The organism is Micromonospora sonchi (assembly GCF_014646235.1).
In the GTDB taxonomy this organism is placed as follows: domain Bacteria; phylum Actinomycetota; class Actinomycetes; order Mycobacteriales; family Micromonosporaceae; genus Micromonospora; species Micromonospora sonchi.
In genome coordinates this window covers 110,568-136,031 of sequence record NZ_BMNB01000017.1, presented here as the reverse complement: position 1 = coordinate 136,031, position 25,464 = coordinate 110,568, and the positions used below count along the sequence as shown (strand labels likewise).

Here is a 25,464-nt window from a genome sequence, read left to right as displayed (position 1 = left end):
GGCATCGCGCCCGGCGGTCCGACGGCATCCCCTGGCACCCGGCGCGACGGCGCGCCCGCCCTGGCAGTCCTCGTCAGGAAGGGACGACAATCAAATGTCCACAATGGACAAAGCTTCCCACCGCGGCACGCGGTGGTTCTCCGCCAGCTCGGCGTTACTGCTGGTCGCCACAGCCGGCACGGTCGCCCTCGCCACCGGTCCGGCCCCGCTCGGTGGCCCGACCCCGGCGCAGGCCCATCCCATCGTCGGCAGCGACTTCCAGCAGGTCACCCTCGCCAAGGGGGTCGCCGAGGTCGGGGAGCCGATGACCCTCGCGGTGCTTCCGGACCGCTCGGTCCTGCACACCGCCCGCAACGGCACGCTGCGCCGTACCGACGCGGCCGGCAACACCTCCGTGATCGGCAACATCCCCGTCTACACCCACGACGAGGACGGGTTGCAGGGCATCGGGGTGGACCCGAACTTCGCCACCAACCGGCACATCTTCCTCTACTACGCGCCGCCGCTCTCAACCCCCGGCGGCGACGCACCGGCCACCGGCTCCAACTGGTCCGCCTGGCAGGGCGTCAACCGGCTGTCCCGGTTCACCCTGAACGCCGACTTCACCCTGAACCAGTCGAGCAAGGTCGACATCCTCGATGTCGCCGCCGACCGGGGCAACTGTTGCCACGCCGGTGGCGACATCGACTTCGACGCCGCCGGCAACCTGTACCTGTCCACCGGCGACGACACCAACCCCTTCTCCTCCAGCGGGTACTCCCCGATCGACGAGCGGACCGACCGCAACCCGGCGTACGACGCACAGCGCAGCGCGGCCAACACCAACGACCTGCGCGGCAAGATCCTCCGGATCAAGGTCAACGCCAACGGGTCGTACTCCATCCCGGCCGGCAACCTCTTCGCCCCCGGCACCGCGCGGACCCGTCCGGAGATCTACGCGATGGGCCTGCGTAACCCGTTCCGAATGAGCGTCGACAAGGCCACCGGCATCATCTACGTCGGCGACTACGGGCCGGACGCGGGCTCCACCACCAACCGTGGCCCAAGTGGTCAGGTGGAGTTCAACCGGATCACCGAGCCCGGCTTCTACGGCTGGCCGTACTGCACCGGCACCAACACCGCCAACGAGACGTACGCCAAGTGGAACTTCGCCAACAACACCGCCGGCGCGAAGTTCAACTGCACCGGCGGCGCGACCAACAACTCGTTCCGCAACACCGGCCTGACCACCCTGCCGCCGGCCAAGCCGTCCTGGATCCGGTACGCCGGCGACGCGGGCAGCCCGCCGGAGTTCGGCGGCGGCTCCGAGTCGCCGATGGCCGGCCCGGTCTACCGCTACGACGCCGCGCTCAACTCGGCCACCAAGTGGCCGCAGAGCTTCGACGGGCAGTTCTTCGCCGGCGAGTTCGGCCGGGGCTGGATCAAGCCGATCCACGTCAACGCGAACGGCTCGATAGCCGGCATCGACGCCTCCTTCCCGTGGAACGGCAAGCAGGTCATGGACATGGCGTTCGGCCCGGACGGCGCGCTCTACGTGCTGGACTACGGCACCGGCTACTACAACGGCGACCAGAACTCGGCCCTGTACCGCTACGACTACGTCGGCAGCGGCAACCGGGCGCCGACGGCGGTGGCCTCGGCCAACAAGACCTCCGGCGTCGCCCCGTTGACCGTGAACTTCTCCTCGGCCGGGTCGTCGGACCCGGAGGGTGGGGCGTTGACCTACTCCTGGGCGTTCGGCGACGGCACCACCTCGACGGCGGCGAACCCGACCAAGACGTACACCGCGAACGGCAACTACACCGCCACGCTGACCGTACGCGACCCGCAGGGCGCCACCGGCACGGCGAGCGTACGGATCGGGGTCGGCAACACCGCGCCGACGGTCACCATCACCAGCCCCGCCAACGGGCAACTGTTCAGCTTCGGCGACACCGTGCCGTTCAGCATCACGGTGACCGACCCGGAGGACGGCACCATCGACTGCAGCAAGGTCAAGATGACCTACGTGCTGGGCCACGACAACCACGGCCACCAGATCACCTCGCAGAACGGTTGCTCCGGCTCGATCGCCGTGCCGGTCGACGGCGAGCACGACGACGCCGCGAACATCTTCGGCATCTTCGACGCCGAGTACACCGATGCCGGCGGCCTGACCACGCACACCCAGCACACCCTCCAGCCCCGCAAGCGGCAGGCGGAGCACTTCAAGACCGCCTCCGGCGTCGACCTGTTCGACAAGACGGCCGCCGAGGGCGGCAGGACCGTCGGCAACATCAACAACGGTGACTGGATCGCGTTCGAGCCGTACCGGATCGGCAACGTCACCTCGTTCAGCGCCCGGGTCTCCTCGGCGGGCTCCGGCGGCACCATCCAGGTGCGGGCCGGCTCGGCCACCGGCACCGTGCTGGGCTCGGCGACCGTCCCGGTCACCGGCGGCTGGGAGACCTTCGCCACGGTCACCGGCAGCATCACCAACCCGCCCACCGGCACCACCACGCTCTACCTGACCTTCGCCGGTTCGGGCACGGGCCACCTCTACGACCTGGACTCGTTCGCCTTCACCACCGGCACCACCCCGCCGCCGAGCGGCGACCGGACCGGCCCGATCACCGGCCTGGCCGGCAAGTGCCTGGACGTGCGCAACGGCTCGTCGGCGGATGGTACGCAGATCCAGATCTGGACGTGTAACGGTGGCGCGTCGCAGACGTGGACGGTGACGCCGAACTCGACGATCCGGGCGTTGGGCAAGTGTCTGGATGTCAACGGCGCCGCTTCGGCGGATGGTACGAAGATCCAGTTGTGGACGTGTCACGGTGGCGCTGCGCAGGTGTGGTCGGCGCAGTCCAACGGCACGTTGCGTAACCCGAATTCGGGCAAGTGCCTGGATGTGTCGAACAACAGCTCCGCCGACGGGCAGGCCGTGCACCTGTGGACCTGCCACACCAACGCCAACCAGCGCTGGGTACTTCCCTAGATGCAAGGAAGGGCCCCTTCTTAACGCCTAGTGTTGTAAAAGGGGCCCCTCCTAACACAACGATCGTTGGGAGAGCGACATGCGCAGACTCCTCCGACCCACCCTCGGCCTGGCCACCGCCGTCCTCGCCGTCCTGGCCTGCACCGCCCCGGCCACCCCCGCCAGCGCCGCCGACACCCCGTACGACGTCCTGGTCTTCTCCAAGACGGCCGGCTTCCGGCACGACGCCATCCCCGTGGGCATCCAGACCATCCGTGACCTGGGTGCGGCGAACAGCTTCACCGTCACCGCCACCGAGGACGCCAACGCCTTCACCACCGGCAACCTCGCCCAGTACGAGGCGGTGGTCTTCCTCAACACCACCGGCGACGTGCTCAACGCCAGCCAGCAGACCGCCTTCGAGTCGTACATCGGCGCCGGCGGCGGCTACGTCGGCGTGCACTCCGCCGCCGACACCGAGTACGGCTGGTCCTTCTACGGCAACCTGGTCGGGGCGTACTTCCGCTCGCACCCGGCCATCCAGCAGGCCCGGGTCCGGGTGGAGAACCGGGCCCACGCGGCCACCGCCCACCTGCCGCAGACCTGGACCCGCACCGACGAGTGGTACGACTACCAGACCAACGCCCGTCCCGGTGCCCGCATCCTGGCCAACCTCGACGAGTCGTCGTACTCCGGCGGCGTGATGGGCGCCGACCACCCGATCGCCTGGTGCAAGACGTACAGCGGTGGCCGGTCCTTCTACACCGGCGCCGGCCACACCCAGGCGTCGTACTCCGACCCGGCCTTCCGGGCGCACCTGCTCGGCGGCATCCGGTACGCGGCCGGCCGCACCAAGGCCGACTGCCGCCCGGAGACCGGCTACACCACCCTCTACAACGGCTCGACCACCGGCTGGTCCCAGGCCGGGCCGGGCAGCTTCACCAACTCCGACGCCACCCTGAGCTCGGTCGGCGGGATGGGGCTGTTCTGGTACAGCGCCAAGCAGTTCACCAACTACTCGCTGAAGCTGGACTGGCGGATCCCCGGGGACGACAACTCCGGCGTCTTCATCGGCTTCCCGCCGTCGAGCGACCCGAACTCGGCGCTCAACAAGGGCTACGAGGTCCAGATCGACCCCACCGACACGGTGGACAAGACCACCGGCGCGATCTACGGCTTCAAGGCCGCCGACATCGCCGCCCGGGACGCCGCGCTGAACCCGGCGGGGGAGTGGAACACCTACGAGCTGTTGGTGGAAGGGTCGCGCCTGCAGGTCTTCCTGAACGGCGTGAAGATCAACGACTTCACCAACACCGACCCGAACCGGTCGCTCGCCGGCCACATCGGCATCCAGAACCACGGCACCGGCGACGACGTGTCGTTCCGCAACATCCGGATCAAGGAACTGGGTGGCACCAACCCGCCGCCGAGCGGCGACCGCACCGGCCGGATCACCGGCCTGGCCGGCAAGTGCCTGGACGTGCGCAACGGCTCGTCGGCGGATGGTACGCAGATCCAGATCTGGACGTGTAACGGTGGTGCGTCGCAGACGTGGACGGTGACGCCGAACTCGACGATCCGGGCGTTGGGCAAGTGTCTGGATGTCAACGGCGCCGGCTCGGCGGATGGTACGAAGATCCAGTTGTGGACGTGTCACGGTGGCGCTGCGCAGGTGTGGTCGGCGCAGTCCAACGGCACGTTGCGTAACCCGAATTCGGGCAAGTGCCTGGATGTGTCGAACAACAGCTCCGCCGACGGGCAGGCCGTGCACCTGTGGACCTGCCACACCAACGCCAACCAGCGCTGGGTGCTGCCCTAGGTGTAAGGAGGGGCCCCCTGTTAACGCCTGGCGTTAACAGGGGGCCCTTTTTAACCGCGCGCCGCCCGCCTAGAGTGAGGGTGGCGACCGCGAGGTGGCCGGTGAGTCGGCGGGAGGCGCAACCCGTCGGCCCCCAGGCGCGAGCGCGCCCACCGGTGATCCTCGACGGCCGTCCACATCCGGCCCCCTCGCCCCGGTCACGCAGGTACGGAATCCCCAACACGACAGGGGAAATGGACACATGGCGCGACCGATCACGTTGTTCACCGGCCAGTGGGCCGATCTTCCGTTCGACGAGGTGTGCCGGCTCGCCGCCGAGTGGGGCTACGACGGCCTGGAGCTCGCCTGCTGGGGCGACCACTTCGAGGTCGACAAGGCCCTGGCCGACGACTCGTACGTCGACCGGAAGCGGGAGACGCTCGCCAAGCACAACCTCCAGGTTTTCACGATCTCCAACCACCTGGTCGGCCAGGCGGTCTGCGACCACCCCATCGACGAGCGGCACCAGGGCATCCTGCCGGCCCGGATCTGGGGGGACGGCGAGCCCGAGGGGGTACGCCAGCGCGCCGCCGAGGAGATCAAGGACACCGCCCGCGCGGCGGCGAAGCTCGGGGTCAACACCGTCGTCGGCTTCACCGGTTCGTCGATCTGGCACACCCTGGCGATGTTCCCGCCGGTGCCGCCGTCGATGATCGAACGCGGCTACCAGGACTTCGCCGACCGGTGGAACCCGATCCTGGACGTCTTCGACGAGGTCGGGGTGCGCTTCGCCCACGAGGTGCACCCGAGCGAGATCGCGTACGACTACTACACCACCAAGCGCACGCTGGAGGCGATCGGGCACCGTCCCGCGTTCGGGCTCAACTGGGACCCGTCGCACTTCGTCTGGCAGGAACTCGACCCGGTCAACTTCATCTTCGACTTCGCCGACCGGATCTACCACGTCGACTGCAAGGACGCCAAGGTGCGTACCGGCGACGGGCGGCGTGGCCGGCTCGCCTCGCACCTGCCCTGGGCGGACCTGCGACGCGGCTGGGACTTCGTCTCCACCGGCCACGGCGACGTGCCCTGGGAGGACTGCTTCCGGGCGCTGAACGCGATCGGCTACGACGGGCCGATCTCGATCGAGTGGGAGGACGCCGGAATGGACCGGCTGGTCGGTGCCCCGGAGGCGCTCCAGTTCGTTCGCCGGCTCGCCTTCGACGCGCCGGCCGCCGCCTTCGACGCGGCGTTCAGCAGCAAGGACTGAACCAACCGATCCCGGGGGTACGGCGCCTGCCGGCCCCCGGGAAGCAGGTCCGCCGTACCCGATGAATCAGTCGACGCTGAAGACGTGCTCGCTGACCAGGCGGGCCGCGCCCACCAGCCCGGCCCGGTCCGCCAGATCGGAGAGGACGACCGGCATGGTGCCGGTGGCCAGCGGCGCCGACCGCCGGTAGACCACGCCCCGGATCTCGGAGAGCATGATGTGCCCGAGCCCGTCGGGCGTGCCGCCGATCACCACGATGCCGGGGTTGACGAAGCTGACCAGGCTGACGAGCACCCGGCCGAGGCGACGGGCGGCGTCCCGGATCAGCGCCTGCGCGGCCGGGTCACCGGCGGTCGCGGCCGCGGCGATGTCCGGCACGGTGAGCACCCCGGCCTCGGCCAGCCGGGCGGCCAGCGCGGCGGAGCGGCCCGACCGGGCGATCACCAACGCCGCCCGGACCAGCCCGGCGTCGCCGCAGTACGCCTCAAGGCACCCGATCTCCCCGCAGGCGCAGACCGGCCCGTCATCGTCGAGTGACAGGTGCGCGATGTCGCCCGCGCTGTTGGTCGAGCCGAGGTGGAGCGAGCCGCCGAGAACCAGCCCGCAGCCGACCGCCGTGCCGAGCTTCAGGTAGAGAAAATCCTCGAAGGTACGGCCGATCCCGGCGTGCTGCTCGCCGAGCGCGAACACGTTGGCGTCGTTGTCGACCCGTGCCGGACAGCCCAACTCGGTGGCGAAGGCGTCCCGGACTCCGAAGCGCTGCCAACCGGGCAGCACGGCCGGCGCGACGCACACGCCGCCGTCGACCGAGCCGGGCAGGGCGACGCCGACTCCGGTGACGTCGGCGACGCCCAGGTCGGCGCGGAGCTTCCCGATCAGCTCGGCGGCGCGGCCGATCACCGCTTCGGGCCCACCGCGTACGTCCACCGGCTCGCCCGCCTCGGCCAGCACGTTCAGCTCACCGTCGGTGACCGCCACCCGAATCCGGTCCGCCGCCACGACGACGCTGGCGAAGCGTACGCCGGCGGCGAGGCGCAGCAGCGAGGACCGACGCCCGCCGCGAGAGGCCGCCGGTCCGGCGATCTCCACCAGCCCGCGCGCGACGAGCCGGTCCAACTCGGCGGTGAGCGTCGACCGGGACAGCCCCAGACGGTCGCCCAACTCCACCCGGGACCGGGGACCGTCGTCGCGCAGCAACCGGACCAGCCGTGCCTGATGCGGGTTCTCCGGTCGGAGCAGCGTCATCACCATCACCTCCGGTCGGAGTTTTCCACGCCGGTGTTCCGCGCCGACAGCCGGCAGGGGCCGCGTCCGTCACCGGACGCGGCCCCTGGGTGCGGGAGTTCGGGACCGTCAGCTCCACGGGCCCGAGGGGTGCTCAGCCCCGCAGACCCGCCATGTGCTGGTAGCTCACCTCGGCGTACCGCAGCGAGCGGCCCGGGTCGGCGGCGCCGCCGGGCGCGTTGTCCTGCTCCCACATCGGGTTGTGGTAGCCCTTCGCGCCCATGTTGGCGAAGAAATTGAGGTAGTCGATGTCGCCCTCGCCGAGCGGCACCATCTCGTAGCCGTTGGTGGTGTTGGGGTTGAAGGCGCCGTCCTTCGCGTGGAACAGCGGGAACCGCTTGGTCCGGGTGGCGACGGTGGCCAGCGGGTCGAAGATGTTCGTCTGCGGGTTGCCGTCCGGGTCGGTGTAGGTGTGCCACCGGTGCTGGGCCACGTGCGCCCAGTAGATGTCCATCTCGAAGTAGACCTTGTCGGCCTCGGTCAGGTTGAAGAAGTACTCCAACTTGCGGATGCCGGAGGACCGGGTCGGTCGACCCAGGCCGTCCAGCGGCCCGCTGTCGAGCAGGAAGTTGTACGCCGCGTCGTGGTTGTGCGTGTACAGCTTCAGCCCTCGGGCGGCGGCCATCTCGCCGAACAGGTTCCACCGGTCCGCGGCGGCGTCCCAGTCGGCCTTGTAGTTGCTGTTCGTCGGGTCGCTGCCGGTGCCGATGTGCTGCGTGCCGAGGATCTCGGCGGTGTCGAGGGTCTGCTCGAACGCGGCGATGGTGTTCGGCGTGACGCTGCCGGGAATGGAAGCGTGCGAGCCGTTGGCGCGCAGCCCGTTGTCGTCCAGGATCTTCCGGAGCTCCACCGGGGTGATCTGCCGGCCCAGGATTCCGGTGTTCTGGGTGTATCCGGCGAACTCGACCTCCTTGTAGCCGATCTCGGCGATCCTGGCGAGTACCCGCTCGAAGCCGTACGGCACACCACTGGTGTCCGGGGCGGCGGTGATCCGGTCCCGGACGCTGTAGAGGATGATGCCGCGCTTGCCGGGCGGCACGAGCACGCCGTTGGCCTTGCCCTTGCCGTTGGCGGCTGCCGCGGAACCGAAGCCGGCGGCGCCGACGGCCGCCGCGCCGGCCGCGCCGGCGATGGCGCCGAGCATCCGGCGGCGGCTCATTCCGTGCTGACTGTCGCTCATGTGCTGTTGCCTTTCTCGGTGGTGCTGTCGGGTGGTTGGCCGGGGCCGCCGCGCGGCGGCCCCGGCCGGTGGTGGTGCTGGCTAGGGGGCGACGCCGATACCCGCGCCGTTGAACCGGACCCAGTTGAGGTTGCCGAAGCCGCTGGCCGGTCCGCCCGCAACGGTGGTGAACACCAGGTAGAGCCGGAACGTGCCGCCCGGGTCGGTGACCGGCACGGTGGTGCTGGTGAAGGCGTTGTTGCCGGTGGTCGCGTTTACCGTGGCGGTGGTCAGCAACGGTCCGGTCGGCGAGTCCCTGCGCAACTCGACCTTGAACCGCGGCTGCCCGGCCGTGGCCGCACTGCCCCCGGAGGTACGCAGGGTGACCGAGTCGATGTTCGTCAGGTTGACCGTGCCGTTGATCGCGATCCAGTCACCGTCGTCGAGGCTGCCGCGCTGCTGCCCGCCGCCGGTGTCGGCGCTGTTGCCGACGGTGGTCCCGGACTGCTCCCGGGCGAACTCCACCTGCTGCAACTTGTCCTGGATGACCTGCTGACCGATGGTGGTCAACGGCGGCTGCCCGTTGGCGCCCTTGTCGGTGTAGGTCGCGCTGATCACGCCGTAGATGTAGCCGCCGTGTGAGGCGTCATCGGCGACCGTGGGCAGCACCCCGGAGCAGCCGAGCTGGTTCGCCCCGCCGTGCCCGTGGTCGTCGTGGCCGAGTACGAAGGTCACCTCGACCCTGCTGCAGTCGATCGGCCCGTCCTCCGGGTCGGTGACCGTCACCGACCAGGGGATGTCGTCACCCCAGTTGAAGAAGCCGCCCTCGATCGGTACGTCCACCCGGACCGTCGGGGCGGTGTTGCCGACCGTGATGGTGGTGTTCGCCGTCGCGGTCTTGCCGCTGGAGTCGGTGACCGTCAGCCGCGCCGTGTAGACGCCGTTGACGGTGTACGTGAACGTCGGGTTCGGGTCGACGGAGTCGACCGTGCCGTTGCCGTCGAAGTCCCAGGCGAACGAGATGGAGTCCGCCGGGTCCGGGTCGCGCGACCCGTCGCTGGAGAAGGCCACGGTCAGCGGGGCGCGGCCGTTGGTCGGGGTCGCGTTCAGCACCGCCGTCGGCGCCCGCAGGCCCTTGACGTAACTGAACTTCACCATCGCCGCGTCGGGGTTGATGTTGAAGAACCCGTCCCCGTACGTCAGCAGGTAGAAGTTGCCGTCGGGGCCCCACATCATGTCCATCGGGTTGTCGCAGAGGAACGGCTTGGCCGGCGTGACCGGGCCTCCGCCGCAGCTCAACAGATCGTTGATCTTCAGGATCTCGCCCTGCGAGTCGAGCCGGACCTCCCGCAGGTAGTCCCGGGTGAACTCGCCGAAGAAGATCGCGCCGTCGTAGTACGCGGGGAACTTCGTCTCCGACCTCAGCTCCGGGTCGTAGTCGTACTTCGCCGCGCCGTGCGGACCCACCCCACCGGTGCCGAGTTCGGGGAAGAGCACCGGGCAGGTCTGGGTCGGGGTGGACAGGTAGGACTCCGGGCACGGGGTCGGGGCCTGGAACGAATACCAGAGCTCCGACTTCTCCACCGGCGGCAGGTCGACCAGGCCGGTGTTGTGCCGGGAGGTGTTCCTCGGCGCCGCGCAGTCGAACGGCGCGATCGGCGAGATGGGGCTGGTGGTCCAGTTCATCTCGATGTACGGCAGGTCAGGCTGCACACACATCGGCCAGCCGTAGTTGGCCGGCTTGTCGACCACCATCATCCGACCGGTGCCCGCCGGCCCCCGGCCGACCGCCGCGGTCGAGGAGTCGGGGGAGTAGTCGGTGATGTAGGCGACGTCGTTCTTGTCCAGGGTGATCCGGAACGGGTTCCGCAGCCCCATCGCGTAGATCTCCGGCCGGGTCCGGTCACCCGGGTGGTCCGCCTCGGGGAACAGGTTCCCCTCGGGGATGGTGTAGCTGCCGTCCGGCTGCACGCTGATCCGCAGGATCTTGCCGCGCAGGTCGTTGGTGTTGGCCGAGCTGCGCCGGGCGTCCACGAACGGCGCCTGGTAGACGCCGCTGGCGCTCACCGAGTCGTTGTGCGGGGAGAAGCCGCCCGAACCACCGCCGCCGGCCGGGGTGTCGTCCCCGGTGACCAGCCAGAGGTTGTTCTCCGAGTCGAAGGCGATGTCGCCGGCCACGTGACAGCAGGCGCCCCGGTCCACCGGCACCTGCATGATCTTCTGCTCGCTGGCCACGTCGAGCGAGGGGTTCTCGCCGTCGACGAACTTGAACCGCGACAACTGGAAGTAGCCCTTCCACCCGTCCCAGGCGTTCGGGTTGGTGCTGGTGGCCGGCGCGGCGCCGGTGGGAGTGTCCAGCAGTGGGGCGTAGAAGAGGTAGACCCACTTGTTGGTGGCGAAATCCCTGTCGATCGCCGGGCCGTACATCCCGTCCTCGCTGTGGGTGTAGACCGGGATCTGGGCCAGCAGGGTGGTCTGGTTGCCGTCCGGTTCGTGCAGCCGTACGCCGCCGCGGCGGTCGGTCTGGATGACCCGCCCGTCGGGCAGCACGTCGAAGCCGATCGGCTCGTTGACGTTGGGCTGCGCGCCGATCACGGTCATCTGGTAGTTGGCCAGCACCGTCGCGCCGCAGTCGCCGTCGGTGGTGCCGGCCGCCCACTGGATCGCGCCGCCCAGGTGGGCGCGCAGGTCGGCACCGCGGAAGCTCGCCGCGGTCGCGCCGAGCCCGGTGTAGAAGGACCGGCCGCCCCGGTGGTCCTTGCACCAGGTGATCGGGTGGTCGAAGCCCATGGTGCCGCCGCTGTACGTCTTCTCGTCCACGGTGGCCAGGACGTGCGAGAAGCCCCGGACATTGGCCGCGAAGTTGTACCACCGGTCGGTCGTGGTCCATCGCTCGGGCAGGCTGGCCGAGGCCGGGTGCACCCGGTCGGCCACGGTCACCCTCGCTTCGCCGGCGGGCGTGGCAGCGCCGACGGCGCGGGTGCCCAGCACCTCGTCGAGGAAGGACCAGCCCGGCTCCGCCTCGATCGCCGAGTGCACGCCGACGAAGCCGCCGCCGTCGCGGAAGTACCGCTCGAACGCCGCCCGCTGGGCGTCGTTCAGCAGGCTGCCGGCGGTGTTGAGGAACACCACCGCGCGGTACTGCTTGAGATGCGGCGCGTCGAACTTACGCGCGTCGTCGGTGACCGAGACGGAGAACCGACGCTCCTGGCCGAGCTGCCTGATCGCCTCGACGCCGGCTGCGGTGGCGGGGTGACTGCCGTCGGCGGACCGGGTGAAGACGAGGACCTTGTACTGGTTGCCGTTGCTGTGCGGTGCCGGCTCCCCGGACAGGGGCGCGGCCTGTACCGGTGCGGCCTGTTGCGGCTCGGTCGCGACCAGCGTCGCGCCGACGAGGGTGAGAAGACTCAGGTAGGTGAGGGCTCTTCGTCCGAACGGTCTGCGCATCGAACCTCGCTCTGATCGGTCAGGTCCGCCCCGCCGCCACGGGGCAGCGAGGTGGTGGGGGATACCAAACGAGCCTGGCCAGGTCTAACGAGGACGATATTTGTGATCGACATCAAAGAGAAGAGGCTGGCGGCAGAAGTTTTGGCCAGAGCGGCCGCACTTTCGCTCAATATAGGCAAAAGTCCCCTCGTTGCGGCTCACCTCCCCTTGACGTGCGCAAACGGAACGGGCCCGGCGCCAGTTGGCGGCCGGGCCCGTTCGAGTGTGGTGTCAGACGGCGGTGCCGCTCGTGCCGGAGCCGGACGGCTTGCTGCGGGGGGTGCTCGACGTCGAGCTGGTGGTCGAGCCCGACGAGCTGGAACCCGATCTGGCGCTGGCCGTCGCGGGCGTGCCAGCGAAGGTGTCGTCGGCGGGGGTGACCCCCTGCTTGCCGTTCTGGCTCAGCTTCTCGCCCAGCTTGGAGTGGCCGAGCTTGTCCTTGCCCTCGCTGTAGAGCCGGCTCGCCTGGGCCTGCGCGACGCCGGCCGCCTCCTGGACGGTGGGGTGGTCGAGCACCTTGCGGCCCCGGACCACCAACTCCTCGTACTTCTCCCGGCCGGCACGGGCGCCCAGGACGAACCCTGCAGCCAGCCCGCCAAGGAACATGATCTTTCCGCGCATGGCGGCTCCTCTCGTACCTGACGCGCCGTCGTCCCGCCCCCGTGTCCGTGGGTGGGACCGACCCGTTCGCGCCTGCGTCCTGTCGTCGGCAGCTAACTACCCATCCTGCTCTCCGCTCATACCTCCTGGTGCCGGGATGGTGATTTGTCCGGGTAATCCGTTCCTCCGACCTCGGCTCGGGATGGGTAACCCCCTGGACCAAGACCCCCCAGAGTCCTGTACTCTTGTCCCCGTCGCTCGGTTGCGGAGAGATCCTCGCCGAGTGCGGATACGGTCCCCCGTAGCTCAATTGGCAGAGCAGCCGGCTGTTAACCGGCAGGTTTTTGGTTCGAGTCCAAACGGGGGAGCTTCTCCTCATCGTGACGCCCACCGCAAGCCGGTGGGCGTTTCTCGTGTCGCCGTCTCCTGGTCGATGTCGCGTTGCCCGTCGCGCTGCTGGTCAGGGCGGCGCCGTAAAAAAGACGCCGTGGCGCTGTTCGGCTGATCAACCGAGCGGGATAAAATTCCGCCCGGTGCCGGGGCGGTAGCTCAGCCGGTTAGAGCAGGGGACTCATAATCCCTCGGTCGCGGGTTCGAGTCCCGCCCGCCCCACCTCGGAAAGACCCTGGTCAACCCTGCTGCCGGCGAGCCGGACGGGCCGCGTCGAGATCCGGACCCGCCCCGTCAGTCCGCGCTGAGTCCGCAGCGGCACGGGCCGCCGCCCGGTCGAGGCGGTCCGCCACCTGGTCCAGGTCGTCCTCGAACAGGTTCGCGTAGACATCCAGCGTCATCGCCGCCGAGGCGCGCCCGAGCATCCGCGGTGCGGCGGTTCGTGGGCACGGGTGCCCCATCCGGCCGGTTCGAGAGGCGCCACGCGCACCTCGGCGATCCGGTTGCCGAGCAGCGGTCGGTAGGATCACGCGGATCTCATGCCCGCGATCCGCACCATGGGTCCACTGGTCGACACTCTCCGCGGTTCGAGCATCAGCAACCTCAAAGAACTGCGGCCGAGGTCTGGCCGCGACGTCGCCCTTCGGGTTCTTTTCGTCTTTGATCCCTGGTCACAGGCAGTGCTGTTGGTCGCCGGTAATGCCGGTTGCTTCGGCGTACCGCGCCGACCGGCGGTACGACGTAGATCAACAATCGGAGCCGGTGCTTGGGCGACCCTACCGGCGGTGCGGTTTCGTATGGCGGTGCCTCCGGTCCAACCTGTCGTACGCGGGAGATCCCAGCCGAGCTGGCGGATGCGGGCAGCTGTCATGTTGCCGGTTGATGGTTCGATGTGGACGTGCACAACGATGTCGGACTTACCGCGTACCTGGTCAACGAATCACGAGCGCGACGGGAGGACCTCGCGGCCGATCCGCTGGCGAGGGAGTGGATCGCGGACGAGCAGCGTGGCGCGGTTCGGGACATGTGGGACGAGTTCGCCGAATCGGTGTACCCCCATGACGACCTGGTCGTGTCATTGCGTGGCCGCATCATCCTGGAAACCCTGACCCAGGCCTTGGAGAAGCGCAGCGACACGGTGCTGGTGGTCTGCGGCGCCGGCTTCTCGTCGTACCCGTGGCTGCTGCCGTTCGCCGCGGCGATGGAGGTCGACCTGCCGCACATCGTGGCGGCCAAGCAGCGACGGGCTGCCGAGCTGCGGGCCGCCGGGGTGCTCGATCAACGAGACGTCGAGCATGTCGCGGCGGATCTCAACGACCCGGAGACACGTCATCGTCTCCTGGACCGTATCCGGCAGTTCGCCGCCGGGCGGCCCGTCGCGTACGTGGCCGAGGGGTTGGTTTTCTACCTGCCTCCGGAGGACGCCAGGGCGGTCATCGGGCTGGGGGTATCGGCGGGACCGGACACCGTGACGGCCGTCAGCTACTGGCCGCTCTCCACGGCGGATCATCCGGTGCTGGCGGCGCAACGCCGGTGGTTCCGGAAGCGGTCGGTGCCCGAGGACGCCACCTACCTGACGACCGGTGATCTCGCGACCATCGTGGGTGGGCCGGTGGACAACCACAGCCCCGAGGACCTTCAGCGCCGGTACCTCGGTGAGGTCGTGGTACCCGAGATCGAGCTGATCCCGGAGCATGTGGCGGTGGCCGGGTTATGACCGATGTGCTGCACGTCCAGACCAGGGCCTACCCGCTGCACTACGCGCTCGACCGTACGGTGGAGCGGGTGGTGCTGCCGGGACGGGGCGAATTCCACCCCGTCCCCGGCACGCTCGCTTCGGTGGCCTACAACTCCGAGGAGACGCTCGAGGTCGATCTCACGGACATCGTCCGAGCCGCGGTCAGCCTGCCCGAGGTGACGATCGTCAGCTGTCGGATCCGGATCCTCGCCGCCGGCGCGGTGTTCGTGGCGTACGCCCTGCGCCACCCGACCGATCTCCGCAAGTGCGACGCGCACGAGCTGGCCGCGCTGGACGCGACGATCAACCGCAAGCTCCGCGAAGCCGACCGAGCGTTGCTGGGGGAGGTGCTGGCCGGCGCGAAGCAGTCCGGGCTTCTCACGCATCTGGTGGTACCGCCCGGTGGCGCTCAGGCCTCCGACTGGACGGAGGTCGACCCCCGCGCCGTTCGATACAACTGCCACTTCATCGCCCGGGAGCCCGCCTGGGAGCCGGATCGTCGGGTGCCCAATCTGGTGCTGGGCCCCCACTGCCAGATCCTGCTGCCCTACACCTACGCCTGGGACGGTGATCCGTCCCCGGAACGTATCGACGACATCCTGACGATGCTGGAACCCGCCGACATCGCTGTCGCGCAGCAGTCGGTGCTGGTGGGTGCCAGCGTCGGCGGGCTCCGGATCCTGACCGAACTGTCCCGGGCGACCCTCGGACGGCTCGAGGGACCAGAGTTTCGTCGTTTCCTCGACAGCGTCTGGGCCGACTACCACCGACTCGACGCGTACCGTGTCGAGTCGGGCCAGGACGACCGCGCCACCTACATCGCCGCCCGCGAGACCATCGGGCTCGACGGTACGCACGACCGTGCGGAGAAGCTGCTCACCCACGTGAACGCCTCGTTGCTCGCCGAGTCGTCACTGCGCAGCACACAGCTGGACGGGCGGCTCAACCGGGTCGCCGCCGCGCTCACCGTGGTCGCGTCCGCGGCGTTCCTGCTGGACATCGCCGCCTTCCTGCTGCCGGACGTGAGCGGGCAGACGAGGGCGGTGACCGTCTCCGGGGTGACCCTGCTGGCCGCCGGCCTGCTGGGCGTGACGATTTTCTGGTCCCGGAAACGGGACAGTGACGGAAGACCGGGTCCGCAGCGGGAGGCGTGACAGCGGGAGGCGTTGGTCACGCGGTGAGTTTGGCGCGTACCGGGTCCGCGTCCGGGTGACCGAGTCGATCGAGGATCTCCACGGCGGTCCGCCAGGCTTGGTGGGCGGCTCGGCAGTGACCCGCGTGGTGGTGAACGTCCCCGAGATCGGCCAGGGTGAGGGCTTCGTTGTAGCTGTCGGTGAGGTCTCGGTACAGGTCGACGGAAAGCTCATAGCAGGTGACGGCCTGCCGATAATTGCCGAGGTGGCGGTGGGCGTAGCCGAGGCTGTCCCAGGTGGCGGCCTCGGTGCTCCGGTCGTTGAGCCCCTGGGACACGACCAGCGCCCGTTCGCAGTAGGTGACAGCCAGCTCGTGTTCGCCGAGCAGCGCGTGGCACCAGCCGACGCCGTTGAGGAGCCGGACCGTCGCGTACCGGTGCTCTTCGGCGCCGACGAGATCAAGACCGCGTTGCATTGTGCTGAGCGCGTCGGCGAGCCGACCCTGCCGCTCGGCCAGCCAGGCCAGTCCTTCGAGGGCGGTTGCCTGCCCGCCGGGATCGCCGACCGTTTCGAACAGGTCGACGGCCTGCTGCAGACATGGCAACGCGCTGTCCATCTGACCCGATCGGGAGTAGCCGAGACTGAGGTTGAGCAGGGCATTTGCTTGGCCGGTAAGGTCACCGACGCGGCGTGCGGCGGCCAACGCGGTGGTCTGGGCGGCTACCTGATCGGGCCAGAACCCCTGCCGGACCAGGAAGGTGCTCAGCGTCCAGGCAAGTTGCCACGCATGCGTATCGAGACCGGCTTCGGCGGCGTACTCGACGGCGGCCAGGAGCACGGGACGCTCGGCGGTGAACCAGGCCAGCGCCGCGTCGTCGTCAGCGTGCTCCTCGGTGGTGATGCCGGCCGGCAGCGGCGCCGGGTTGATCGGCGGGGCCAGGCTAGGGCCCAGGAGTGCCGTGGCGGCGTGAGCGGCGTGCACATAGTGGTCGAGGATCCGGTTCAGTGCGGCCCGGCGGATGTGCTCGTCGTCGAGGTCGTGGGCCTGTTCTGTGGCGTAGGCACGGAGCAGATCGTGGAAGGTGTAACGGCCGGGTATGCGTTCCGTGAGCAGGTGTGCGTCGACGAGTTCGGCCAGCAGCAGGCGCGCCGGTCGGATCGGGATGCCGGCCAGGCTGGCTGCGGCGGGTGCGGTGAGGTCCGGCCCGGGGTGTAGACCCAACAGCCGGAACAGCCGTGCGGCGTTCGGGCTCAGCGTTCGGTAGGACCAGGAGAAGACCGCCCGGATGTCGGTGGCGGCGTCACCGCCGCGCAGTGCGTCCAGGTGACCTGCGGCGTCGCGCAACTGTGCGGCGATCGCCGCGAGGGAGAAGCTGTGCTGCGTTGCCGCGCGGGCCGCGGCCACGGCAAGGGCGAGCGGGAGACCGGCGCAGCGGGCGACGACGTCGTCGACGGCCTGCGGCTCGGCCGCGATCCGATCGGCGCCGAGACGGCCGACCAGGAGTTCCCGGGCGCCTGCCGGGGAGAGCAGGTCCAGGGTCAATGGGTGGGCGCCCTCGGTCGCCACAAGCGGGGTGAGCCGGTTGCGGCTGGTGATCAATACCAGGCACCCCGGCGAGCCGGGCAGCAGTGGGCGGATCTGTTCGACGTCGCGGGCGTTGTCCAGCAGCACCAGTACCCGCTTGCCCGCAAGGGTGCTGCGGTAGAGGCTGGCCTGGGTATCCAGGTCAGCCGGAATCTGCTGCGCGGGTATCCCGAACGCGTCGAGGAACGAGCGGATCGCTGCGGCAGGGTCCAGAACCGACGCGGCGGGGTCGAACCCGCGCAGGTTCACGTAGAGCTGACCGTCGGGAAAGCGTGCCGCGATCCGGTGGGCCCAGTGCACGGCGAGAGCGGTCTTGCCGATCCCCGCGGTCCCGGAGACCGCCGAGATCACCACGGCCGCCGGATGTGTCGGGTCCGCCTCAGCCAGCTTGTCGAGGATCGCGTCCAGGTGCGTGATTTCCGCAGTACGGCTGACGAACGCCTGCGCCGCCAGGGGAAGTTGCGCCGGGACGGCCCGGTCGGGTGTGGGAGCTGACACGGTGATCGCCCGTGGCTGCGGAACGAGGTCGGGGTCCTGGCGCAGGATGGCGACTTCGAGCTGCCGCAACGCCGGGGCCGGCGCGATGCCGAGATCCTCCGCGAGGCGCCCCCGCAGCCGCTGATACGTCGCGAGCGCTTCGGCCTGCCGGCCAGCGCCGTACAACGCGATCATGAGCTGTCGGTGGAGGCCCTCGTCGTACGGCTGCTGCGAGGTCAAGCGCTGTAGCTCCGGCACCAGCTCGGTGTGTTCGCCCATGCTCAGGCGGGCCTCGGTCAACGCGTGCGCGGCCTCTCGCCGCAGGTGCGCCAGGCGCTCCGCCTGCGCCTCCAGCCACCCGACGCCGTCGACATCCGCCAGCGCCGGGCCGCGCCACAGGGCGAGGGCGGCCCGGAGCCCGGACGCGACGCGGTCAGGGTCCGCCGCCCGCTTGGCCTGCCCGATCAGGCGTTCGGCGGCCGCGGCGTCGGTGGCCTCGGAGCCGATCTGCAGAACGTAGCCCGGCGGTCGGGCCACGATCGCCTCCCGCCCGCCGATGATCTTGCGAAGGTACGACACGTGAGCTTGCAGAGTGTTGCGGGCTGTTGTGGGCGCCCGATCACTCCAGAGGATGTCGATGAGGCGGCCGGTGCTCACGATCTCGCCCGCGTGCAGAGAGAGGACGGCGAGCACAGCTTTGCGGCGCAGGCCGGGGACCGACCGCGCGACCGCGCCCACGGTCACGTCGACCGGCCCGAGAAGCCGTACCTGCATACATCCTCCCACCGGCGAGCGGACGGCTCCGGATCGAGCTTACGGCCGGATCACGCGTGGCTGGCCATCTGTCGGAACCACGACCCGACCATGTTCCATGACGCTTTCGCCCGCCGGGCATCGGCCCCGGGACCACGGTCTTTCAGCTCCGCTTCAGCACCGCTGAGGTGCGGACCACCACGCTTCGAAGGTCAGTCTCGATTGAGGATTGGAGCGCTAGATGAGGCGCATGACGTACCGATCGGCGGTGCTCGGGGTGGTCAGCGGCATGGTCCTGGCCATGCCCGCCGTCGCCGTGGCCCGGCCCGACGAGCCGCGAAAGGGGGGCACCGACTGTGTCGTCCAGTACCTGGACGAGCGCGGCGAGGTCATCAAGACCGCCACCGAGCCTGAGCGCGCGGTGCACGGCCAGTTCCGTTGCGTGGGCGGGCAGTGGGAGTTCGCGTGGGCGCCATTCGAGCGAACGGACGCCATCACCGCCAGTGAGATCCAGGTCGATCCGGCCGGCAACGTCTCGGTCCGGCAGTTCGCGGGATCTGCGTTGACCGGCAAGCTCACGATGGCCGAGATCGCCGGCATCACCGCCGCCCTCACCGGCGAGAAGGAACTGACGATCGACCGCGCGGTCGTGGTGGTCGACGACGGCAGGGAACGGACCCCCAAGGAGATCGAGGCGCTCCTGGCGGGTAAGGACACCACCGGGGCCAAGGTGCTGAAGGTCGTGGACCGGCCCGATCCCGCGAAGACCATGAACGACATCATCGACGACGTCGGCACGAAAGAGCCGACCGTGGTCTATCTGAGCTTCTGGGGCGCCATCAAGCGGGCCATCGCGTGGGTCGTCGGCGTGCTCGAAGAGCTCGGTGAGGTGGTGCGGGACCACTGCCGCGTGGTACCCGTGCCCGGGCCCAGCCTCAGCGTGGTGTTCACCTGTGAATGGCGGTTCTAGTGAGAGCAGCGTGGAAGGTAGCAGCCAGGCGGGCCACGGTCGTGGCCGCCGTGGCGGCAGTCGCACTGGCGGTCGCCCCCGTTCCCTCGGGTGCCGTCGAAACCGACCTCCCCACCGTGACGGTCACCGACCAGCCCGGTGCTCCGGGGCAGATGCTGTACGAGATGGAACGGCTGACCGGCAAGCCCCTCGGCAGCCTGGACACGGTTACGGCGATCGAAACCGAGGGTAAAGCCCTGACCGTCGACCAGCTGATGGCGCTGGCCGCCGGCGACGATGTCGAAGGCGTCAAGCTGCGGGGCGTGATGCCGGGCGGCAAGGAACTTCTCAACACGACGATGGCCGACCTCGCCGACGGCAGGTACGACGGTTCCCCCGCCGACGGGAAACCCACGTCCACCCTGGTCTTCGCCAACTCCGTTCCGGATGGCCGCGACTGGTGCACGACCCTGTGCTTCTATTTCATGAACAGGTGGACTTGCCCCCAGCCCGTCCGGAGCACGGCCCTCGACCTGTTCGGCTACACCACCTTGGGAGCGGCGAGAACGACCGCCGAAAAGGCCAGCGACGTGTCACTCGACGACCTGGAGGCGGTGGAGGTTCTCGTCGGCGACAGCGAGCTGTCGGCAGCGGACGCCAAGCGGTTCTTCCTCGGCGGGCGCGTCGATTCGCTCAAGAGCGTGGCCGTGCTGAAGCAGCCGGATCCCGACTGGACCCTTACCGACCTCGATCACAAATCCGGCGTGAAGTACGGGAAGACCAAGGCCCACATCTACACCTTCAAGGTTCCCTTTTTCGGGAAGTTCCTGATGCGCTGCATCTCGCAGGATGGTGGGAAGACCTACAGGTGCTCGGCGAGCAGGTGGAGCGGGTTCTAGCCGGCGCTTCGTCGACAGCTGACCATCGAGGTCTTCGCTTTCCCCGATGGCAGTCCCGCGCGGCCGGACAATCCGGCCGCGCGGGGCCCGTCAGCGTGGCGATCGGTTCTTCGGCAGGTCGAGCTGGTCGACACGACGGCAGTCGCGCTGGTTGCCGATGGCGTCGGGCCCCAACCGGTCGAGCACCGCCCGGGCCCGGTCGCGGCCCAGGTTCCAGGCGTACCACGGGTCCGGCTCGGCAAGGTCGTCGGCGATCCAGCCCAGTGTGCAGCGACGGATCGGATCGGGCAGCGCGGCCAGGGCCGGCGTGGCGTCGGCCGAGAGGGCACGTAGGTACCAGGCGTCGATGCGCCCGGTCTCCTCGTAGCGGGCCACGTTGCGGTGGGCCGCGTAATCCTCGGGATTTAGCACCGCCAACCCGAGCAGCATTGCCACCCCGAGCGCCGCGGTCAGTCGCGGGATCCACCCGCCGCGCCAGCGTACGCCGGCCACCAGGATCATCAGGAAGACGGCACCGAGCAGCAGCTCGAACGCCATCACGAAGATCCGCTCACCGGTAAAGCTGTACACCTTCTGGTACGTGTACATCCGGGACAGTGCCGACACCACGATGACCACGGTCAGTGCGCTGAGCAGGCCGAGCAGGACCCGCAGCAGAACCCGGTCGAGCTGTCGGTCCCGGCGGGCCCACCGGGTCACCGCGCCCAACACCGCCAGGGTCAGCAGGGTGACCACGACCAGTTGCCAGAAGCCGCTGCGGGCGTACTCGGCGTAGCTGAGACCGGTGGTCTTCAGCACGTGCTGCTGCCCGCCGAAGAGGACGGTGAACTGCACCGCGACGAAGCCGCCGAACAGGACCACGAGGGTGGCGATCGGCAGTGCCCACTCGACCAGGCCGAGCCGGCGGCTGGTGGGCCGGTCCACGGCCGCCAGGTCCGGCGGCGCGGCGATCGTGTAGACGGCGGCCACCGCGATCAGGCCGCCCACGGCCGCGAGGAAGAGCCAGCGGAACACGCCGCTGACGCTGATTTCCGGGATGACCGCGCCGAGCACCCGGGAGAAGGCGGCGTCGGCGGAGGAGAGCAGCGTACCGAAGACCACCAGGATGACCACGGTGGCGGCGACCGACCAGACGACGCGGCGCGCGGCGCCGGGGCTGCCGGGTGCCCGGACGTGGGTACGCACCCAGGGCAGCCCGCGAAGCCCGGCGATCGGGGCGGCGTACAGACTGAACAGGATCGACCGGAGTCGTCGACCACCGACGATCGCCAGTGCCGCGCAACCCAGTGCCCCGAGCACGCAGAACGTCACCAGCCACCAGGCGTTGCGGAAGCTGAGCACCGCGAGCAGCGCCAGGGCGCCGCCCGCCCAACCGGCCCGGACCCAGCGCTCGGCGCGGGGCAGCGCGGCGGTGTGGCACCGCACCGCCACGGTGACGGCGGCAGTGAGCACCAACCAGCCGAGGAACCAGCCGATGCCGGTGCGGCCGAGCGGCACGAAAGCCGCCACGCCCAGCGCGCTGGCCAGAACGGCCAATACGGTAGCCCGGTCGCCGCCGTCCGGCGCGGGTCCGGGCCACACCCGGTCGAAGAACGACGGCGGCCGGGGTGGCCGCCGGAATTCGTACGGTGAGGGGGCCGGCAGGTAGCCCGGCGGTACCGGCAGCGGACCGTGGCCGCCTGTCACCGATACCGCCCCGGCCACCGTCGGCGGGCCAACCGGTGGCGTGCCCACTGTCGGCGTGCCCACCGGTGGCGGGCCAACCGTCGGCGTGCCCACTGTCGGCGTGCCGGCCGTTGCCGTGTCGGCCGGCGCTGCCGTCGTGCCGATGCCGGCCGGTGGTGGCGCCGCCTCGCTGGCCCGCTGTGCCGGTGGCGTCTCGGCGGTCCGCTGTGCTGGTGGCGGTGGCGGTGGCGGTGGCGATTCGGCGGTCCACTGTGCCGGTGGCGTCGCCTGCGTCGAACCGGTGGCCGCGACGTGTCCCGTGATCATGGTCGGCCGGCCGGACCCCGCCGCCGGCACCGCCCCCGGCACCGGCACCGGCGGAGCTTGCGGGATCGCGGCCGGCTCGGCGTCGGCCGGCACCAGCGGGAGGAAGATGGCGTAACCCCTGGTGCCGGGCGGGACGGTCACCGGAATGGCCCAGGCGGGCTGGTCGGCCGGGCCGGGCCAGACGATGGACGGCAGCCCGGCGTCGGACGGCACGACCAGTAGTTGCGGTGTCGTCCCCGCTGCCGTCGTGCCGGCTTCAGTGGGGACAGACATCTCGCCGGGGTCTCCCGTGCTCGGGGAACGCTCGGCGGGTGGCGGCTCCGACACCGCACCTCCTAGGTCGAAAGGCTGCCGCCACTCTAGGGCTGGCGACCCGTTCGCGTTGTCCCTTGCCGGCGTCGGCGGTGCCGCCGGTCGCGACCAGGTTGTTAAGAAGGGGCCCTTTTACTACGCCAGGCGTTAAGAAGGGGCCCTTCCTTACACCCTTCCTTACGCCTTTTCGGTTCCGGCGCCGCGGTCGTCGAGGGTTAGGGGGGTGCGGTCGTGCACGGTGTAGCGGAGGTGGGTGACCTGTGGGTCGGGCACGACGCGGGTGGGGGTCAGCTCGATTCCCTCGAACTCGTCGAGGCCGAGGTCGGCGTCGAACAGGCGCATCCCGGTGCCCAGCACGACCGGCACCACGTGCAGTTCCAACTCGTCGAGAAGGCCGGCGCGCAGCACCTGCCGGACCAGGCTGCCGCCGCCGGCCACCGCCACGTCCTTGCCGCCCGCCGCGGCCCGGGCCTGTGCCACCGCGCTCTCCACCCCGTCGGTGACGTAGGTGAAGCTGGTGCCGCCCTGGCGTACCAGCCGTTCGCGAGGGCGGTGGGTCACCACGAAGACCGGGGCGCGGAACGGCGGTTCGTCGCCCCAGGGCACCTCACCGCCGTCGGCCATCCGGCGCCCCATCACGTACGCCCCGGCCGCGTCGAACGACTCCGCGACGATCTCGGAGTTGACGTCCTGCCGGCCACCGGCGAAGCCCTGCCGTTCCCGCCAGGACATCGCCTCGGTGACCCACCGGGTCACCCGGAAGAAGCCGTGGCTCTCCGCCGACGCCATCCAGTCGCCGTCGCCGTCGTGTCGTGGGCCGGCGTAGAAACCGTCCAGCGACACCGACAGCTGCGCGGTCACCTTGGTCATGTCCGTTCCTCCCGGATCCGGGGCACCCACGCCGGGTGCCCGCTCACCGGTGGATCGGAGCCGAGCCGGTCGCTTCTACCAGGATCTGCTGTGATCCGGATCACTCACAGCGGGCGGCTCGGCGCAGCAGGTGCCGTCGTTCGGGTTCGCTGCCGGCGAGATCGGCCGCCTGCCGCCAGGCCGCCGCGGCGGCGGCCCGGTCGCCGGCCAGCTCCAGCAGGTGCGCCGTGACGGCGTGCCGCCGGTGGTGCCCGGCGAGCAGCCCCGACTCCAATTCAGCCAGGAGGGCCAGCCCGGCGGCGGGCCCGCGCACCATGCCCACCGCCACCGCCCGGTTCAGCGTGGCGACCGGGTTGGGGGCCAGCCGCTCCAGCAGTTCGTAGAGGGCGAGCACCTGCGGCCAGTCGGTGGCCTCGGCGCTCGGCGCCTCGGCGTGCACGGCCGCGATCGCGGCCTGCACCTGGTACGGGCCGGGCGGCGAGGTGGACAGGCTCCGCGTGACCAGCGCGCAACCTTCGGCGATGGCCGCCCGGTCCCACCGCAGCCGGTCCTGCTCGGCGAGCGGCACCAGCTCGCCGTCCGTGCCGACCCGGGCGGTGGCCCGCGCCTCGGTCAGCAGCATCAGCGCCAGCAGCCCCGCCGTCTCCCCGTCGTCGGGCAGCCGCTCGTGCAGCCGGCGGGTCAGCCGCAGGGACTGCCGGGTCAGGTCGGGCCGGAGCAGCTCGGGGCCGCTGCTGGCGGCGTAGCCCTCGTTGAACATCAGGTACAGCGCCTGGCGGACCACCGCCAGCCGCGCCCCCCGCTCCGCCGCCGGTGGCAGCGCGAACCGGGCGCCCGCCTCCCGTAGCCGCTGCTTGGCCCGGAAGATCCGCTGCCCCATGGTCTTCTCCGGCAGCAGGAAGGCCGCGGCGACCTCGGCGGTGGTCAGCCCGCCCACCGCCCGCAGGGTGAGGGCCAGCTGTGCGGGGGCGGCCAGCGCGGGGTGGCAGCAGAGCAGGAACAGCTCCAGCAGGTCGTCGCGGGGCCGCTCGGCGTCGGGTGGCGGCGCGACCAGCGCGTCGCGCGGGGTGGTGTCGAGCACCGTACGCTCCCGGCGCGCCCGCGCGGCCTCGGCGCGCACCTGGTCGACGTAGCGGCGGTTGGCCACGGTGTGCAGCCAGCCCGCCGGATGCTCCGGTACGCCCTCGCGTGGCCACCTCTCGACGGCGGCGACCAGGGCGTCCTGCACCGCGTCCTCGGCCCGGGCGAAGTCGCCGTGGCGTCGCACCAGCGCACCGAGCATCTGCGGCGCGAGTCGACGCAGCAGGTCGGCGGCGGCCTCGTCGAGGCTCAGCGGTCCGGCCCGCTCGCCGTCATCAGCGGCCAGATCTCGAGGCCGCCCCCGGCATCGAACCGCAGGCCCGGGTACGACCGGGCGATCTCCAACGCCCGCTGCTCGCTGGACACGTCGACCACGAAGTACGAGCCGACGTACTCCTTCGCCTCCAGGTAGGGCCCGTCGGTGACCACCGGGGTGTCGTCGACGACGCGTACCGCCCTGGGTCGGGTGTCGAGCCCTTGCGAATCCACCAGCTCACCGGAGGCGCGCAGCGCCTTGTTGAAGGCATCGACCTCGCCGATCAGGGTGGCCAGGTCATCGGCCGGGAGGCTGCCCCAGATCTGCTCGTTGCCGTAGATCAGCATCAGGTACTTCACGTGGCGCTCTCCAGCAGGGTCGTGGTGTCCGGCAGGGACAGGATGGCATCCCGCACCGACACGACGTTTGACATCGGCCCCCTTCTGGTTGCATGGTTAGTTACATGAGTAATGAACC

At 70.1% G+C, this 25,464-nt stretch carries 17 protein-coding genes and 2 tRNA genes; 9 read left to right on the top strand and 10 right to left on the bottom strand.

Annotated features, from left to right (window positions below; translation table 11 throughout):
- The first annotated feature begins 103 nt into the window (after nt 1–103).
- From IEY61_RS19115 to IEY61_RS19105, 3 genes are all read left to right on the top strand, one after another.
- Nucleotides 104–2,977: a carbohydrate-binding protein gene (locus IEY61_RS19115; RefSeq protein ID WP_189046249.1), complete on the top strand. Its 2,874-nt coding sequence runs from the start codon at nt 104–106 to the stop codon at nt 2,975–2,977.
- 79 nt (nt 2,978–3,056) lie between these two features.
- Nucleotides 3,057–4,775, top strand: a complete 1,719-nt coding sequence (locus IEY61_RS19110; RefSeq protein WP_189046247.1) for a ThuA domain-containing protein — start codon at nt 3,057–3,059, stop codon at nt 4,773–4,775.
- A gap of 241 nt (nt 4,776–5,016) precedes the next feature.
- A complete protein-coding gene (locus IEY61_RS19105) occupies nt 5,017–6,024 on the top strand; it encodes a sugar phosphate isomerase/epimerase family protein (RefSeq protein WP_189046245.1) in 1,008 nt (335 codons plus the stop codon).
- A 66-nt stretch (nt 6,025–6,090) separates the two neighbouring features.
- On the opposite strand, the gene IEY61_RS19100 is transcribed toward IEY61_RS19105, so the two are convergent.
- The 4 genes from IEY61_RS19100 to IEY61_RS19085 all read right to left on the bottom strand — a co-directional run bounded on the left by IEY61_RS19100 (nt 6,091) and on the right by IEY61_RS19085 (nt 12,574).
- A complete protein-coding gene (locus IEY61_RS19100; protein WP_189046243.1) occupies nt 6,091–7,269 on the bottom strand; it encodes an ROK family transcriptional regulator in 1,179 nt (392 codons plus the stop codon).
- A gap of 133 nt (nt 7,270–7,402) precedes the next feature.
- On the bottom strand, nt 7,403–8,488 hold the full coding sequence (locus tag IEY61_RS19095; protein ID WP_229706043.1) for a sugar phosphate isomerase/epimerase family protein: 1,086 nt from the start codon (nt 8,486–8,488) through the stop codon (nt 7,403–7,405).
- 81 nt (nt 8,489–8,569) lie between these two features.
- Nucleotides 8,570–11,914, bottom strand: a complete 3,345-nt coding sequence (locus IEY61_RS19090) for a ThuA domain-containing protein (protein ID WP_189046241.1) — start codon at nt 11,912–11,914, stop codon at nt 8,570–8,572.
- Nucleotides 11,915–12,184: 270 nt separating this feature from the next.
- Nucleotides 12,185–12,574 (bottom strand): hypothetical protein, encoded by a 390-nt coding sequence (locus IEY61_RS19085; RefSeq protein ID WP_189046239.1) that lies wholly within the window; start codon nt 12,572–12,574, stop codon nt 12,185–12,187.
- A 274-nt stretch (nt 12,575–12,848) separates the two neighbouring features.
- Here IEY61_RS19085 and IEY61_RS19080 point away from each other — a divergent pair.
- Nucleotides 12,849–12,921: transfer RNA gene (locus IEY61_RS19080), tRNA-Asn, on the top strand.
- Between the two features lie 170 nt (nt 12,922–13,091).
- Nucleotides 13,092–13,165: transfer RNA gene (locus tag IEY61_RS19075), tRNA-Ile, on the top strand.
- A 17-nt stretch (nt 13,166–13,182) separates the two neighbouring features.
- Here the strand turns inward: IEY61_RS19075 and IEY61_RS19070 are convergent.
- A complete protein-coding gene (locus tag IEY61_RS19070) occupies nt 13,183–13,344 on the bottom strand; it encodes a hypothetical protein (protein WP_189046237.1) in 162 nt (53 codons plus the stop codon).
- A gap of 497 nt (nt 13,345–13,841) precedes the next feature.
- Here IEY61_RS19070 and IEY61_RS19060 point away from each other — a divergent pair, with 497 nt between their 5' ends.
- Nucleotides 13,842–14,660, top strand: a complete 819-nt coding sequence (locus tag IEY61_RS19060) for a class I SAM-dependent methyltransferase (RefSeq protein ID WP_189046234.1) — start codon at nt 13,842–13,844, stop codon at nt 14,658–14,660.
- Nucleotides 14,657–15,835: a hypothetical protein gene (locus IEY61_RS19055; protein ID WP_189046232.1), complete on the top strand. Its 1,179-nt coding sequence runs from the start codon at nt 14,657–14,659 to the stop codon at nt 15,833–15,835. The genes IEY61_RS19060 and IEY61_RS19055 overlap by 4 nt, the downstream gene beginning before the upstream one ends.
- Nucleotides 15,836–15,851: 16 nt before the next feature.
- Here IEY61_RS19055 and IEY61_RS19050 read toward each other — a convergent pair whose 3' ends face one another.
- Complete coding sequence (locus tag IEY61_RS19050) at nt 15,852–18,650, bottom strand: AfsR/SARP family transcriptional regulator (RefSeq protein ID WP_189046230.1); 2,799 nt, start codon at nt 18,648–18,650, stop codon at nt 15,852–15,854.
- A gap of 220 nt (nt 18,651–18,870) precedes the next feature.
- Between IEY61_RS19050 and IEY61_RS19045 the strand changes: the two genes are divergently transcribed.
- Together IEY61_RS19045 and IEY61_RS19040 are read left to right on the top strand one after the other, a co-directional pair.
- Nucleotides 18,871–19,599: a hypothetical protein gene (locus IEY61_RS19045; protein ID WP_229706042.1), complete on the top strand. Its 729-nt coding sequence runs from the start codon at nt 18,871–18,873 to the stop codon at nt 19,597–19,599.
- Nucleotides 19,587–20,477 carry a hypothetical protein gene (locus IEY61_RS19040; protein ID WP_189046225.1) on the top strand — a complete coding sequence of 297 codons (891 nt, stop codon included), beginning with the start codon at nt 19,587–19,589 and terminating at the stop codon, nt 20,475–20,477. The genes IEY61_RS19045 and IEY61_RS19040 overlap by 13 nt, the downstream gene beginning before the upstream one ends.
- Before the next feature lie 90 nt (nt 20,478–20,567).
- Here the strand turns inward: IEY61_RS19040 and IEY61_RS19035 are convergent, their stop codons facing one another.
- From IEY61_RS19035 to IEY61_RS19020, 4 genes are all read right to left on the bottom strand, one after another.
- Entirely contained in the window at nt 20,568–22,742 is a 2,175-nt protein-coding gene (locus tag IEY61_RS19035) for a DUF4153 domain-containing protein (RefSeq protein WP_189046223.1), read from the bottom strand.
- A 216-nt stretch (nt 22,743–22,958) separates the two neighbouring features.
- Complete coding sequence (locus tag IEY61_RS19030) at nt 22,959–23,651, bottom strand: dihydrofolate reductase family protein (RefSeq protein ID WP_189046221.1); 693 nt, start codon at nt 23,649–23,651, stop codon at nt 22,959–22,961.
- Between the two features lie 100 nt (nt 23,652–23,751).
- Complete coding sequence (locus IEY61_RS19025; RefSeq protein ID WP_268240664.1) at nt 23,752–24,984, bottom strand: RNA polymerase sigma factor; 1,233 nt, start codon at nt 24,982–24,984, stop codon at nt 23,752–23,754.
- On the bottom strand, nt 24,981–25,346 hold the full coding sequence (locus IEY61_RS19020) for a YciI family protein (RefSeq protein WP_189046217.1): 366 nt from the start codon (nt 25,344–25,346) through the stop codon (nt 24,981–24,983). The genes IEY61_RS19025 and IEY61_RS19020 overlap by 4 nt, the downstream gene beginning before the upstream one ends.
- Nucleotides 25,347–25,464 lie beyond the last annotated feature (118 nt).

Coding starts and splice junctions, on each gene's coding strand:
- IEY61_RS19115 (WP_189046249.1), top strand. CDS start 104: ATGGACAAAGCTTCCCACCGCGGCACGCGGTGGTTCTCCGCCAGCTCG.
- IEY61_RS19110 (WP_189046247.1), top strand. CDS start 3,057: ATGCGCAGACTCCTCCGACCCACCCTCGGCCTGGCCACCGCCGTCCTC.
- IEY61_RS19105 (WP_189046245.1), top strand. CDS start 5,017: ATGGCGCGACCGATCACGTTGTTCACCGGCCAGTGGGCCGATCTTCCG.
- IEY61_RS19100 (WP_189046243.1), bottom strand. CDS start 7,269: ATGACGCTGCTCCGACCGGAGAACCCGCATCAGGCACGGCTGGTCCGG.
- IEY61_RS19095 (WP_229706043.1), bottom strand. CDS start 8,488: ATGAGCGACAGTCAGCACGGAATGAGCCGCCGCCGGATGCTCGGCGCC.
- IEY61_RS19090 (WP_189046241.1), bottom strand. CDS start 11,914: ATGCGCAGACCGTTCGGACGAAGAGCCCTCACCTACCTGAGTCTTCTC.
- IEY61_RS19085 (WP_189046239.1), bottom strand. CDS start 12,574: ATGCGCGGAAAGATCATGTTCCTTGGCGGGCTGGCTGCAGGGTTCGTC.
- IEY61_RS19070 (WP_189046237.1), bottom strand. CDS start 13,344: ATGACGCTGGATGTCTACGCGAACCTGTTCGAGGACGACCTGGACCAG.
- IEY61_RS19055 (WP_189046232.1), top strand. CDS start 14,657: ATGACCGATGTGCTGCACGTCCAGACCAGGGCCTACCCGCTGCACTAC.
- IEY61_RS19050 (WP_189046230.1), bottom strand. CDS start 18,650: ATGCAGGTACGGCTTCTCGGGCCGGTCGACGTGACCGTGGGCGCGGTC.
- IEY61_RS19045 (WP_229706042.1), top strand. CDS start 18,871: ATGAGGCGCATGACGTACCGATCGGCGGTGCTCGGGGTGGTCAGCGGC.
- IEY61_RS19040 (WP_189046225.1), top strand. CDS start 19,587: ATGGCGGTTCTAGTGAGAGCAGCGTGGAAGGTAGCAGCCAGGCGGGCC.
- IEY61_RS19035 (WP_189046223.1), bottom strand. CDS start 22,742: ATGTCTGTCCCCACTGAAGCCGGCACGACGGCAGCGGGGACGACACCG.
- IEY61_RS19030 (WP_189046221.1), bottom strand. CDS start 23,651: ATGACCAAGGTGACCGCGCAGCTGTCGGTGTCGCTGGACGGTTTCTAC.